The organism is Lutimaribacter marinistellae, from assembly GCF_042648365.1.
In the GTDB taxonomy this organism is placed as follows: domain Bacteria; phylum Pseudomonadota; class Alphaproteobacteria; order Rhodobacterales; family Rhodobacteraceae; genus Lutimaribacter_A; species Lutimaribacter_A marinistellae.
The window spans coordinates 171,045-184,347 of record NZ_JBHRXI010000004.1 but is presented as its reverse complement, the minus strand read 5'-3'; the positions used below and the strand labels follow the sequence as shown (position 1 = coordinate 184,347).

Genomic DNA, 13,303 nt, shown 5'->3' with positions numbered 1-13,303 from the left:
GCTGCCTCATGGCAGCGGCTTTTTTCGTGCCCGGCGGAGCCATGCCCCTTCACGAAGCGTTCACCCATTCTAAACTTGAATCCGGGGCGCTTGCGCCATTAGCTAACCCGGACCAAGACCAAGAACATCACCAACTGGAGGACTGAGCCGATGAAATCCCCGCGTAGCACAGCCCGCGCCAAAGCTGTCGACATGCGGCCGAGGCTGCTGACCGCCATGGGGGTTTCGGTTGCCCTGATCCTCGGCGCCGCCGGCATGACACGTGCACAGGAGGCGATCGAAAGCCACGGCTACTCCTATTTCGGCAACCTCGATTATCCCCAGGGATTCGAGCATCTGGACTACGTGAACCCCGACGCGCCAAAGGGGGGCGAATTGTCGCTTGCGGCCTCGGGCACGTTCGACTCGCTCAACCCCTACTCGCGCAAGGGCCGTGCCGGGGCGCTGACGACCATCCAGTACGATCGCCTGATCGAGGGGACCGACGACTCGGTCGGTCAATATTACGGCGTTCTGGCCGAGCGCATCGAATATGACGAAACGCGGGACTGGGTGATCTTTCACATGCGCCCCGAGGCGACCTTCTGGGATGGAACGCCCGTCACCGCCGAGGACGTGGTCTATAGCCACAGGCTCTTCATCGAACAGGGTCTGCCGTCTTACGCCCAGGCCGTCGGCCGCATGGTGACCAGCGCCGAGGCGCTGGATGACCACACGGTCAAATTCACCTTCAACCCAGAGCTGACCAAACGCAGCCGGATCGAGACGGTCGGCAGTACGCCGGTTTTCTCCAAGGCATGGTTCGAGGCGGATGAAAGCCGCCGTTTGGACGAACCACGGCTGGAGGTCGCGGTAGGCTCCGGCCCCTACAAGCTTGAAAGCTACGACATCAACCGGCGCATCGTTTACCAGCGCCGCGACGATTATTGGGGCAAGGACCTGCCGATCAACCGCGGCAAGTTCAATTACGACACGATCCGGGTCGAGTATTTCGCCGATCAGACAGCAGCGTTCGAGGCGTTCAAGGCCGGTGAATACACCATGCGCGTCGAAAGCGACCCGAAGCTCTGGGCCACCAGCTACGACTTTCCCAAGATGCGCGACGGCATCGTCGTCCGCGACGAGATTGCAGATGGTAGCCCGCCGGATCCCTCGGGTTTCGTGTTCAACCTCGGACGCCCGCAATTGCAGGACAAGTCCGTGCGCGAGGCGCTTGCGCTGGCCTTCAACTTCGAATGGGCCAACGAGTCGCTGATGTTCGGGCTGAACTCACAGCGTTCGTCCTTTGTCGAGGGCACGCATCTTCAGGCCGACGGCCTGCCCCAGGGGGCCGAACTGGAGTTCCTGCAGGGTCTCGGTGACGCGGTTCCGGCAGAAATCTTCGAGACGCCTGCGCGGGTCAGTCACGAATCCGAGGCTGGCCGCATCAATGACCGCCGCAACCTCCGCCAGGCGTCGCGGCTGTTGCAGGAAGCGGGATGGGAGGTCGGCGACGGTAATCTGCGCCGCAATGCGCAAGGCGTGACGCTGCGCATCAACATCCCGTATCCCTCCAGCATTCCGACGTCGATATCGACGATGATCGAAACCTACGTTCAGAACCTGCGTGCTCTGGGCGTGGACGCGACCGCGGAAAAGGTCGATCCAGCGCAATACACCCTGCGTGAGCGCGAGCGGGATTACGACATGGTCTATTCCACCCGCTACGGTGCATTCCTGTCTACCGGCGGCGGCCTGAGCCAGATGTACGGCTCCAAGGAGGCCGAGTTCTCGCTCTTCAACCCTGCGGGGCTGGCCAGCCCCTTCGTCGACGCGATCATCGACGCGTCGTTCGAAACCACGAATCAAGAGGAGCAGGACGCCGCGCTGATGGCGCTGGACCGTGCCTTGCGGCACGAGTTCTTCGTGATCCCGGTGGGCTACGTGGCCGATTACTGGGTCGCCTATTACGACATGTACGAGTACCCAGAGAACCTGCCGCCCTATGGGCTGGGTTACCTTGAATACTGGTGGGTGAATCCCGACAAGGCGGCCGATCTCAAGGCGAAAGGCGCGCTGCGGTAACATGGGCGCGTATATCCTTCGTCGCCTGCTGCTGGTCATCCCGACCCTGCTGGGCATCATGATCATCAACTTTGCGCTCGTGCAGTTCGTGCCCGGCGGTCCCATCGAGCAGATCATCGCCCAGATCGAAGGGCAGGGTGATGTCTTCGCGGGCTTTGCCGGGGCCGGTGACGCAGGTGCCGGAAACGGCGCCGACGCCATGCCCGCGGGCGACGAGCGCTACATCGGTGCGCGCGGCCTGCCGCCCGAGTTCATCGAGCAGTTGGAACGGGAATTCGGTTTTGACAAGCCGCCGCTCGAACGCTTCCTGACCATGATGGGCAATTACCTGACACTCGATTTCGGCGAGAGTTACTTTCGCTCGATCAGCGTGATCGACCTCGTTCTCGAAAAGATGCCCGTTTCGATCAGCCTCGGCCTCTGGTCCACGCTGATCGCCTATCTCGTCTCGATCCCGCTGGGCATCCGCAAGGCGGTACGCGACGGCAGCCAGTTCGACACCTGGACCAGCGGCATGATCATCGTGGCCTATGCGATCCCCGGCTTTCTGTTCGCCATCCTTCTGTTGGTGCTCTTCGCGGGCGGCTCCTATTTCCAGATCTTCCCGCTGCGCGGCCTCACCAGCGACAACTGGGAGGATCTGAGCCTGCTGGGCAAGGTCGCCGACTATTTCTGGCACATCGCCCTGCCGGTGCTGGCTTCGACCATCTCGGCCTTCGCCACTCTGACCCTGCTGACCAAGAATTCCTTCCTCGACGAGATCAAGAAGCAATACGTGATGACGGCCCGCGCCAAGGGCCTGAGCGAATCCAAGGTCCTTTACGGCCACGTCTTCCGCAACGCGATGCTGATCGTGATCGCAGGCTTCCCGGCGGTATTCATCGGCGTGTTCTTCACCGGCTCGATCATCATCGAGACGATCTTCTCGCTCGACGGTCTGGGGCGGCTGGGTTTCGAGGCCGCCGTGGCCCGCGATTACCCGGTGATCTTCGGCACGCTGTTCATCTTCGGGCTGATGAGCCTCGTGGTGGGCATCCTGTCGGACCTCATGTACGTGCTGGTCGACCCACGGATCGACTTTGAAAGCAGGGAGGGCTGATCATGGCATTATCCCCGCTGAACGCACGCCGCTGGCGGAATTTCCGCCGCAACGGCCGCGCATACTGGTCGCTGATCATCTTCTCGATCCTGTTCGGCCTCTCGCTCTTTGCCGAGTTCATCGCGAACGACAAACCCATCCTCGTGAGTTATCGCGGCGAGCTCTACACGCCGATCTTCAACTTCTACGCGGAAACCGATTTCGGTGGCGATTTCCAGACCGAGGCAATCTATCGCGACCCCGAGGTCGAATGCCTGATCGTATCGGGCGGGCTCGAGGAATGTTTCGACCGCCCCGACGAGATGATCGCCGAGATCGATGCCGGCACCTTTCAGGCCGACGGTTTCGAAAAAGGTTGGACCATCTGGCCCTTGATTCCCTATTCCTTCGACACGCCCGTCGACCGCCCCGGTGCCGCGCCCCTGCCGCCCAATGAGCAGAACCTGCTGGGCACCGACGACACCAAGCGCGACGTGCTCGCGCGGGTGATCTACGGCTTCCGCCTGTCGATCCTGTTCACGCTTCTGGTGACAGGTGTCGCCAGCCTCGTCGGTATCTTCGCCGGTGCGATCCAGGGGTTCTTTGGCGGCTGGCTGGACCTGATTTTCCAGCGCATCATCGAAATCTGGTCGGCCACGCCTTCGCTTTACGTCATCATCATCATGTTCGCGATCTTGGGGAGGGGGTTCTGGCTATTGGTCGCGCTCATGATCCTTTTCTCATGGACCTCATTGGTGGGCGTTGTCCGGGCCGAATTCCTCCGGGCGCGCAACCTTGAATATGTGCGCGCGGCCAAGGCGCTGGGTGTCGGCAACATGACGATCATGTTCCGCCACATGCTGCCCAACGCGATGGTGGCGACGCTGACCATGCTGCCATTCATCGTCACCGGCACGATCGGCGGGCTTGCCTCGCTCGACTTTCTCGGCTTCGGCCTGCCGTCTTCGGCGCCGTCACTGGGCGAGTTGACGCTTCAGGCAAAACAGAACCTGCAAGCACCTTGGCTTGCCTTCACTGCCTTCTTCACCTTTGCCATCATGCTGTCGCTCCTCGTCTTCATCTTCGAAGGTGTGCGCGACGCGTTCGACCCCAGAAAGACCTTTTCATGAGCCTGCTGACAGTCGACAACCTTTCCGTCGGGTTCCGGCAGGACGGGCAGCTGACACAGGCCGTGCGCGGCGTGTCTTTCACCGTCGACCGTGGCGAGACGGTCGCGCTGGTGGGTGAATCCGGCTCGGGCAAATCGGTGACCGCGCTGTCCACCGTGTCGCTGCTGGGCGACAGCGCCGAGGTTCAGGGCTCGGTGCTCTATGACGGGCAAGAGATGATCGGCGCATCGAAACAGCGCCTGATGGATGTGCGCGGCAACGACATCAGCTTCATCTTTCAAGAGCCGATGACCTCGCTCAACCCGCTGCACACGATCGAAAAGCAGATGGCCGAATCGCTCGCGCTGCACCAGGGCATAACCGGCGACGCGGCGCGGGCGCGCATTCTCGAATTGTTGATCAAGGTCGGTATCCGCGATCCGGAAACCCGGCTTGGCGCATATCCCCACCAGCTTTCGGGCGGGCAGCGGCAGCGCGTGATGATCGCGCTCGCGCTCGCGAACAAGCCCGACATCCTCATCGCGGATGAACCGACCACCGCGCTGGACGTGACGATTCAGGCGCAGATCCTCGAATTGCTGGCCGATCTTCAGCGAGAAGAGAACATGGGCATGCTCTTCATCACCCATGACCTCGGCATCGTGCGCCGCATCGCCGACAAGGTCTGCGTGATGAAGGACGGCGAAATCGTTGAAACCGGCCCCACCGCCGAGATATTCGACATCCCGAAACACCCCTACACGCAGAAACTGCTCGCCGCCGAACCGTCGGGCCAGCCGGATCCGGTGCACGAAGATGCCGAAGTGATCGCGACGACCGAACACCTCAAGGTGTGGTTCCCGATCCAGAAAGGGCTGATGAAGCGCACGGTCGGCCATGTAAAGGCCGTGAACGATGCCTCCATCTCGGTCCGCGCGGGCGAGACACTGGGCATCGTCGGCGAATCCGGTTCAGGCAAGACCACGCTCGCACTGGCGTTGATGCGCCTCATACAGTCCGAGGGCCAGATCCACTTCCGCGGCCGCGACGTGCGCAAGTGGTCCACCCGCGAACTGCGTCGGCTGCGGTCGGAAATGCAGATCGTGTTCCAAGACCCTTTCGGGTCGCTCAGCCCGCGCATGACCTGCCAGCAGATCATCGCCGAGGGGCTCGCCATCCACAAGGTCGACCCCCACCGGCAGCCGCGCGAACTCGTGGCCGAGGTGATGACCGAAGTCGGCCTGAACCCCGAGGCAATGGACCGCTATCCGCACGAGTTTTCCGGCGGCCAACGCCAGCGTATCGCCATCGCGCGGGCCATGGTCCTGCGGCCCAAGCTGCTGGTGCTGGACGAACCGACCTCGGCGCTCGACATGACGGTGCAGGTGCAGATCGTCGACCTTCTCCGTGACCTGCAGCAGAAATACGGGCTGGCCTACCTCTTCATCAGCCACGACCTCAAGGTCGTCCGCGCGATGTCGCACAAGGTCCTCGTGATGAAACAGGGCGACGTGGTCGAAATGGGTACGGCAAGCGACCTCTTCGAGAACGCGCAAACCGAATACACCCGCACCCTGATCGCCGCCGCAGGCTAGGCCATGGCCGCCGCGGCGGGCACCGGCCCGTGCATCTCTTCGTAGTGGTCGAATTCCAGCGCGACCCACCCGGTGCCGCGCGTCACGCTTGCCAGAACGCGGTGCAACTCGTCCTGTGACACGGCGGGCAGTTGCGCGTTGAAGATGTCCCAGCCCGGCGCATCGGGGTCACTGGCAAATCCCAGCACGCGGCCCTGCATGGTGCTGATGACCGGAACAAGGTCCCCCACATGCGTCGAAGGCAGGTGGATCTCGGCATTCATGATCGGCTGCAGAACGATGGGCGACGCCTGAACCAGCGCATCGCGCACGGCCGTCTTGGCAGCAATGCGAAAGGCAAGGTCAGAACTGTCTACCGCGTGATGCTTGCCATCGGTCAGCGTGACGCGGACATCCGCCACCGGATAGCCCGATGGCCCCTCGGCCAACGCTTCTCCGGCCCCTTGCGCCACCGCCTGCATGTAGTTGCGCGGCACCGCCCCGCCCTTGACCGTTTCCTTGAAGTCGAACCCCGAGCCGCGCGGCAATGGCTCCACCGTCAGCGAAACCTCGGCGAACTGCCCGGCCCCGCCCGATTGCTTGCGGTGACGATACCGCGTTTCCGCGCGGGCACGAATCGTCTCGCGATAGCCCGTCGCGACCGGTCCCGCCTCGATCTCCAGACCGAAATCCTCGGCCAGCTTGGCGCTGATCCGGCGCATGTGCTGCGGTCCCTGGCAGCCCAGGATGGCGTGGCCCGAGCCTGGATCCTGCGAAAGGACCACGCCGGGGTCGATCTCGGCCAGCTTCGCCAGCGCCGCCGACAGCCGGGCCTCGTCGCGCTCATGCGCCGGGGTAATCACCTGCCGTAAACCGGGCGGAGGTGCCGCCGCCCATCCCGGCAGGTCCGTGGCCCCTTGTGCGTCATAGACATGGCCCGGTGACAGGTGATCGGACTTCACCGCAAGGCAGACGTGCCCCGCGGCCAGGTCCTGCCGTTGCGCGCGTGCGTCAAGTTCCAGCAGGTTGCCCACGGCCCCGCCCCCGAGGGGCTCATGCGCGCGTGCCCCGTCACCCAGCCCGCGCAGGACGGTGATCTTTCCCAGGTGCTTGCGGATATCGGCGAGCCCGGCAATGGCGCGGGCCGATCCCGCCGCCGCGTCGCGATCCGCCAGAACCGAGAACTCCGGCGCCTCGTGGCGTAGCGCCTTCATCAGGCGGGTCAGCCCGTTGCCATGGCTGGCCGAGCCGAGGCAGGCCGGCACCAGTTGATGGCTGCGCGAAACCTGCGCGGCCACGTCGTACAATTCCCCGCTTGGCGGCTCCTTGTCCTCGATCAGCTGTTCCAGCAGGTGATCGTCATAATCCGACAGTGCCTCCAGCAGTTCGGCACGCGCCTCCTGTTCCCGTTCCTCGACCGAATGCGGCAATTCGATCAGGGCCGAAGGCTGCCCCTCGCGGTATCGCCACGCCCGTTCCGAAATCAGGTCGACCGCGCCCACGATGTTTTCGCCCTCGCGGATCGGCACCTGTCGCAGCGCGATGTGATGCGAGCAGTAGCCCTGCAGCGCGGCAACGATATCGCGGATTCGTCCGTTCGGGCTGTCCATGCGGTTGAGGAAAAGAAAGGTTGGAATGCCCGCAGCCTCTGTCAGCCGCAGGTAAGGGGCGCACAGCACCGCGGCCTCGGGGTCGGGCGGGGCTACGACCACCGCCGCATCCGACATGGCCAGTGCCCGCCCGGCATGCCCCATCGCGTCGCGCCCGCCATCGACATCGATCGCGCACCACGGCTCATCGAGATAGCTGAACCCGTGCAGGTGAACCGTATCGCACAGATCGAACCGGTCCGAACGCCCGTCAAGCGCGGCAATCGCTTCGGCTAGCGTGGATTTTCCCGATTGGCTGGGTCCGAGAAGGGTGAAGACGCGCATGACAAGGCTCCGTTCTGCAAGCGGTATCGGCCTGCGCGACAGGAACCGGTCTCGGCCCGTGGAATGCCTCGGTGCCTGGGCTGCGATGCGCCCATGGCTTCAGCCGAGTGTCGCTGCGGCCGCCCCGTTCCGTCAAGAGTGGTGCTGTCGAACGGCGGGGCCCTCCTCCCCGCCGTTCGGACCCGGGTCCTCCTCCGGGTCAGATGGCCGAGCTGTGCCCGGCCTTGCTGAGGTCGTAGGCGTCGAAACGCCGTGCGACCATCCGCGTGAGAGAGCGCGCCTCGGGCGGGATGCTGAGCCCCTCCTCCGAGACTTGCAAAAGGCCATCGAACGCCGTTTTCGCATCGTTGAACATGGCCTGCAAATCAGCTGCCGTGATGTCGAATTCGGCCAGGATTTCCGCCGCCGAGATACGGAAATCGCACATCAGCGCCTCGATCAGCCGGCCGCGCAGCTTGTCCTCTTCCTTGAACTGGTGGCCGCGCGCGGTCGAGAATTCCCCATTGCGGATCGCCGCGGTATGCGCCGAGGTCGCCGGCGCGTTCTGCGCATAGCCCTGTGGAAAGCGCGAGATCGAACTGGCACCGATCCCGATCAGAACATCGGACTGGTCGTCGGTGTAGCCCTGGAAATTGCGCCGCAGCCGCCCGGCCTGGAGCGCATGGCTCAACCCGTCGTCGCGGGTGGCGAAATGGTCGATTCCGATCTCGGCGTAATTGTCCCAAAGAAACAGCCGTCGCGCAGTATCGTACAGGTCCAGCCGCTGCTGCGGGGTCGGCAACGCGTCTGACGGGATCAGTTGCTGCCGCTTGGCCATCCACGGAACATGCGCATAACCGTACAGCGCGACCCGGTCGGGGTTCAGCGACAGAAGCTTCTGAACGCTTTCGGTCATCCGTGCCTTGGTCTGATGCGGCAAACCGTACAGGATATCGGCGTTCAGGCTGCCGATGGCACGGTCGCGGATCATCTCGACCACGTCGCGCGTCCGATCATAGCTCTGGATGCGTCCGATGGTCTGCTGAATGCGGTCGTCGAAATCCTGCACACCGATCGAGGCGCGGTTCATCCCCGCGCCGGACAGCGCATCGAGACGCGCCTCGTCAATCTCGTTGGGGTCGATCTCGACCGAAAATTCCGCGCCCGGCCCCATCGGCAAAACGGAAAGAATCGTCTCGGCCAGCTCCTGCATCATCGCGGCCGACAGCAGGGTCGGTGTACCGCCGCCCCAATGCAGGCGCGACAGTGTGACGCCCTCGGGCAGGCGCGCGGCCAGCAGCGCGATTTCGGCCTTCAGGGTTTCAAGATAGGCCGCAACGGGCGCATCGCTCTGCGTTCCCTGCGTGCGGCAGGCGCAGAACCAGCACAGGCGCCGACAGAAGGGCACATGCACGTAAAGCGAAACGGAAGAACCCGCCGGAACGGCATCCAGCCACGCGCCGAACAACTCCGGCGTGACATCGTTCTTGAAATGCGGCGCGGTTGGATAGCTGGTGTAACGCGGCACTTTTGCGTCGAAGAGACCCAGCCTCTCCAATTGAGAATTCTTAATCATGCCGTTATGCTTATATGATGGGTCAGGGATCATCCTTGACCGAGATCAATTCGAAAGTGCGCATATATGACACTTGTGAGCCAGGCCAGCGAAAGCTGCGCGGATTGCCCGATTCGGCATCGTGCCGTTTGTGCGCGGTGCGAACCGGAAGAGTTGGATGAGCTCGACGGTATCAAGTACTACCGTAGCTTCGAGGCCGGGCAGACGATCATCTGGTCGGGCGACATGATGAACTTCGTTGGCTCCGTCGTGTCCGGCGTGGCGACCCTGACCCAGACGATGGAAGACGGACGCACCCAGATGGTCGGGCTTCTTCTGCCCAGCGATTTCGTCGGCCGTCCCGGGCGCGAAGGCGCCGCCTACAACGTCGTCGCGACGACCGATCTGGTCATGTGCTGTTTCCGCAAGAAGCCGTTCGAAGAGTTGATGGCCCGAACCCCTCATATCGCTGTGCGCCTGCTCGAAATGACACTGGACGAGCTCGATGCCGCCCGCGAATGGATGCTTGTCCTGGGCCGCAAGACGGCGCGGGAAAAGATCGCCAGCCTGTTGTCGATCATCGCGCGCCGCGACGCCTCGCTCACCAGCCGGGGGCAGGGCGGGCCGATGGTGTTCGACCTTCCGCTCACGCGCGAGGCGATGGCCGATTACCTTGGCCTGACGCTGGAAACCGTCAGCCGGCAGATGTCCGCGCTCAAAAAGGACGGTGTCATCCACCTCGAGGGCAAGCGCCACGTGACGGTGCCCGATATCGGCCGGCTGATGGAAGAGGCGGGCGATGACAGCGATGGCGGCTTCCTCGTCTGACGCCGCTTGCCGGTTCCGCGACCCTCTGCAACAGTGATCCCCGAACCGGTTCAGGGAGAAACACATGCAGTTCGAAAGCCTTATCGTGATGCTGATCGTCGGCCTGCTGGCGGGATGGATCGCAGGCAAGCTGATGAAGGGCCGCGGCTTCGGCCTGTTCGGAAACATGATCGTGGGTGTCGTCGGCGCATTTCTCGCCGGGCTGATCTTTCCCGCGCTCGGCTTCGCCGTTGGCGGCGGCTTCATCGCCTCGGTCTTTCACGCCACCATCGGCGCCGTCATCCTGCTGTTCGTGATCGGGCTGATCCGCAAGGCATGAAAGGCGACCGCGCCCAAGGGCGCGGTCCCAGTTTCAATCTTTCTCGGCGCGGGCCTTCTGCCCTTCGCCCCAGCGCATGATGCCAAGCCCGGCCATCAGCAGGCCAAGCCCGGCGAACAGCAGGCAGAGAAACATGCCGAAATGCACCAGTGCTTCCATCGGTGATCTCCTCCTGGCTGTCCGCCCGCGGCCTCAATGCGCCATTAAGACCGGAACCGTCGCCTGTTCCAGCATGTTACGGGTCGCACCGCCAAGGATCGCCTCGCGGAAACGCGAATGGCCATAGGCGCCCATCACCAGCATCTCGGCACTCGTATCCGCAACATGCCGGTTCAGGATGTCGGACACGCGCGACATGGTCTTGGACAGAACGTCGATCTCGCAACGCACGCCGTGGCGCGACAGCATCTGGCTCAGCAGGCCGCCGGGGTCCGACCGGTCGGGGCCATGCTGCGGCGGGTCGATCACGACGATGCGTACCGAATCCGCCGATTTCAGCACCGGCAGGGCAAGGCGGATGGCGCGCATCGCCTCGACGCTTTCGTTCCAGCCGACGACGATCGTCTTGGGCTTTCGGATGGGTTCGCCCTTGTCCGGGACCACCAGGACCGGCGCGTGCCCCTCGAACATCGCCGCCTCGACGATCGGCTCCGCTTCGGCTCCGCGATCCTTGCCATAGGGCTGCGGCAGAACCACAAGGTCCGAAAACCGTGCACGATGCGCGACATGGCGGCCAAGGTCCGCGATCTGCGCCACGCCGCTCTCGGCTGACCAGCGCACACCCGTCTTGCCGAGGTAATCCTTGGCGTAGGCCAGAACCTCGTCGGCCTCGGCATTGGCGCGGCTCAGGGTTTCCTGCAGGATCATCGCGTTGGCACCGGCATAGTAATACCCGGTCTGGCTGCGGTCGACGCCAAGGCACAGCGCCTCGGCATGGGCGTCGAGCAGGTCGGCCAGTGCGGCCATCTGCGCCAGCGCGGGCTCCGACGCCTTGGGATCGGTGATGACGGTCAGAAGCGATTTATATGACATTTCAACCTCATGGGGGTGCCCGGCCATCTGGCGCGGGTCTCATTCGCATACCAAGAGGCGTCTCACAGAATTGCGATGGACGTCTTGACACAGATCAAAGAAGCCAGCCGTGGTCTAATTCATTAGGAACAACAGTCTAATCCGTCTGGCGTGACGCCAAGAATCGCGCGGGACAAGGGCAAAGGGACGCAATATGTCAAACTATATCAAGCTAATCGCGCTTGGTCTGGTCGCGCTGTTTTCGATGATGGCGATCAACTACGCGCGAGACGTGGCTTACATGGTACATGCAATCATTATCCTGCTTGTATCGGGTGGCCTGTTCATCTGGACCCTTCGGAACACCGAAGAAACCAATATCCTGGCCGATCACTCCCACGAATACATGGATGGTGTCATCCGCGCGGGCGTGATCGCGACCGCGTTCTGGGGCGTGGTCGGTTTTCTTGCCGGCGTTTTCATCGCTTTCCAGCTCGCATTTCCGGTTCTGAACTTCGAGTGGGCACAGGGTTATGCGAATTTCGGGCGTCTGCGGCCCCTGCATACCAGCGCGGTGATCTTCGCCTTTGGCGGCAACGCGCTGATCGCCACCTCGTTCTACGTGGTGCAGCGAACCTCGGCGGCACGGCTTTGGGGCGGCAATCTCGCCTGGTTCGTGTTCTGGGGCTACCAGCTCTTCATCGTGCTGGCCGCGACCGGCTACCTGCTGGGCGCTACCCAGTCCAAGGAATATGCCGAGCCGGAATGGTACGTCGACCTGTGGCTGACGATCGTCTGGGTTGCCTACCTCGCCGTGTTCCTGGGCACGATCATCAAGCGGAAAGAGCCGCATATCTACGTGGCCAACTGGTTCTACCTGTCCTTCATCGTGACCGTCGCGATGCTGCACGTGGTCAACAACCTGTCCATCCCGGTCTCGATCTGGGGCTCGCGCTCGGTTCAGGTGATGTCGGGCGTTCAGGATGCGATGACGCAGTGGTGGTACGGCCATAACGCGGTGGGTTTCTTCCTGACCGCGGGCTTCCTCGGCATGATGTATTACTTCATCCCGAAACAGGCCGAGCGCCCGGTATTCTCCTACAAGCTGTCGATCATCCACTTCTGGGCGCTGATCTTCATCTACATCTGGGCCGGTCCGCACCACCTGCACTATACCGCGCTGCCTGACTGGGCCTCGACGCTGGGCATGGTGTTCTCGGTGATCCTGTGGATGCCCTCATGGGGTGGCATGATCAACGGCCTGATGACCCTCTCGGGGGCGTGGGACAAGCTGCGCACCGACCCGATCATCCGGATGATGGTGATCTCGGTCGGCTTCTACGGCATGTCCACCTTCGAAGGCCCGATGATGTCGATCCGCGCGGTCAACTCGCTGTCGCACTACACCGACTGGACCATCGGTCACGTCCACTCCGGCGCGCTTGGCTGGAACGGCATGATCACCTTCGGCGCGCTCTATTTCCTCGTGCCCGTCCTGTGGAAGCGTGAGCGTCTCTACTCGCTGCAGATGGTCAGCTGGCACTTCTGGCTCGCCACCATCGGCATCGTGCTCTACGCCGCGTCGATGTGGGTCACCGGCATCATGGAAGGCCTGATGTGGCGCGAAGTGGATGCCAACGGCTTCCTCGTGAACTCCTTCGCCGACACCGTGGCGGCCAAGTTCCCGATGTACGTGGTGCGCGCCTTGGGTGGAACGCTGTTCCTCGCGGGGGCCGTGATCATGGTCTACAACCTCTGGATGACCGTCCGGAAGGCACCGGCCAAGGAGGCCAGCCTCTCCGTCGCAGTCCCGGCTGAATAAGGAGTTCGGAACATGAGTACCGACGACAAC

General features: G+C 63.0%; 11 protein-coding genes. 7 read left to right on the top strand and 4 right to left on the bottom strand.

What is annotated here, in order from left to right:
* The first annotated feature begins 150 nt into the window (after positions 1 to 150).
* The 4 genes from ACFORG_RS05435 to ACFORG_RS05420 are packed head-to-tail and all read left to right on the top strand — an operon-like array spanning position 151 to position 5,846.
* A complete protein-coding gene (locus ACFORG_RS05435; RefSeq protein ID WP_386734371.1) occupies positions 151 to 2,064 on the top strand; it encodes an extracellular solute-binding protein in 1,914 nt (637 codons plus the stop codon).
* A 1-nt stretch (position 2,065) separates the two neighbouring features.
* A complete protein-coding gene (locus ACFORG_RS05430; RefSeq protein ID WP_386734370.1) occupies positions 2,066 to 3,163 on the top strand; it encodes a microcin C ABC transporter permease YejB in 1,098 nt (365 codons plus the stop codon).
* A gap of 2 nt (positions 3,164 to 3,165) precedes the next feature.
* Positions 3,166 to 4,272 carry an ABC transporter permease gene (locus ACFORG_RS05425; protein WP_386734369.1) on the top strand — a complete coding sequence of 369 codons (1,107 nt, stop codon included), beginning with the start codon at positions 3,166 to 3,168 and terminating at the stop codon, positions 4,270 to 4,272.
* On the top strand, positions 4,269 to 5,846 hold the full coding sequence (locus ACFORG_RS05420; protein WP_386734368.1) for an ABC transporter ATP-binding protein: 1,578 nt from the start codon (positions 4,269 to 4,271) through the stop codon (positions 5,844 to 5,846). Before ACFORG_RS05425 ends, ACFORG_RS05420 begins: the two co-directional genes overlap by 4 nt.
* On the opposite strand, the gene ACFORG_RS05415 is transcribed toward ACFORG_RS05420, so the two are convergent.
* Together ACFORG_RS05415 and hemN are read right to left on the bottom strand one after the other, a co-directional pair.
* Positions 5,843 to 7,759, bottom strand: coding sequence for an elongation factor G (locus ACFORG_RS05415; protein WP_386734367.1), 1,917 nt, complete (start codon positions 7,757 to 7,759; stop codon positions 5,843 to 5,845). The two genes, ACFORG_RS05420 and ACFORG_RS05415, sit on opposite strands and share 4 nt — an antisense overlap.
* A gap of 199 nt (positions 7,760 to 7,958) precedes the next feature.
* Positions 7,959 to 9,314 (bottom strand): oxygen-independent coproporphyrinogen III oxidase, encoded by a 1,356-nt coding sequence (gene hemN / locus ACFORG_RS05410; protein WP_386734366.1) that lies wholly within the window; start codon positions 9,312 to 9,314, stop codon positions 7,959 to 7,961.
* 66 nt (positions 9,315 to 9,380) lie between these two features.
* Between hemN and fnrL the strand changes: the two genes are divergently transcribed.
* Both fnrL and ACFORG_RS05400 read left to right on the top strand, forming a co-directional pair.
* The gene (gene fnrL / locus ACFORG_RS05405; protein WP_386734365.1) at positions 9,381 to 10,121 is read left to right on the top strand and encodes a transcriptional regulator FnrL; all 741 of its coding nucleotides are present in this window, start codon (positions 9,381 to 9,383) and stop codon (positions 10,119 to 10,121) included.
* Positions 10,122 to 10,185: 64 nt separating this feature from the next.
* Positions 10,186 to 10,440 (top strand): GlsB/YeaQ/YmgE family stress response membrane protein, encoded by a 255-nt coding sequence (locus ACFORG_RS05400; RefSeq protein WP_386734364.1) that lies wholly within the window; start codon positions 10,186 to 10,188, stop codon positions 10,438 to 10,440.
* Positions 10,441 to 10,473: 33 nt separating this feature from the next.
* Here ACFORG_RS05400 and ACFORG_RS05395 read toward each other — a convergent pair whose 3' ends face one another.
* Positions 10,474 to 10,599 (bottom strand): hypothetical protein, encoded by a 126-nt coding sequence (locus tag ACFORG_RS05395; protein ID WP_386734363.1) that lies wholly within the window; start codon positions 10,597 to 10,599, stop codon positions 10,474 to 10,476.
* A 33-nt stretch (positions 10,600 to 10,632) separates the two neighbouring features.
* Entirely contained in the window at positions 10,633 to 11,472 is an 840-nt protein-coding gene (locus tag ACFORG_RS05390; RefSeq protein ID WP_386734362.1) for a universal stress protein, read from the bottom strand.
* A 193-nt stretch (positions 11,473 to 11,665) separates the two neighbouring features.
* On the opposite strand from ACFORG_RS05390, the gene ccoN reads away from it, so the two are divergent.
* On the top strand, positions 11,666 to 13,273 hold the full coding sequence (gene ccoN / locus ACFORG_RS05385) for a cytochrome-c oxidase, cbb3-type subunit I (RefSeq protein ID WP_386734361.1): 1,608 nt from the start codon (positions 11,666 to 11,668) through the stop codon (positions 13,271 to 13,273).
* The last annotated feature ends 30 nt before the right edge of the window (positions 13,274 to 13,303 follow it).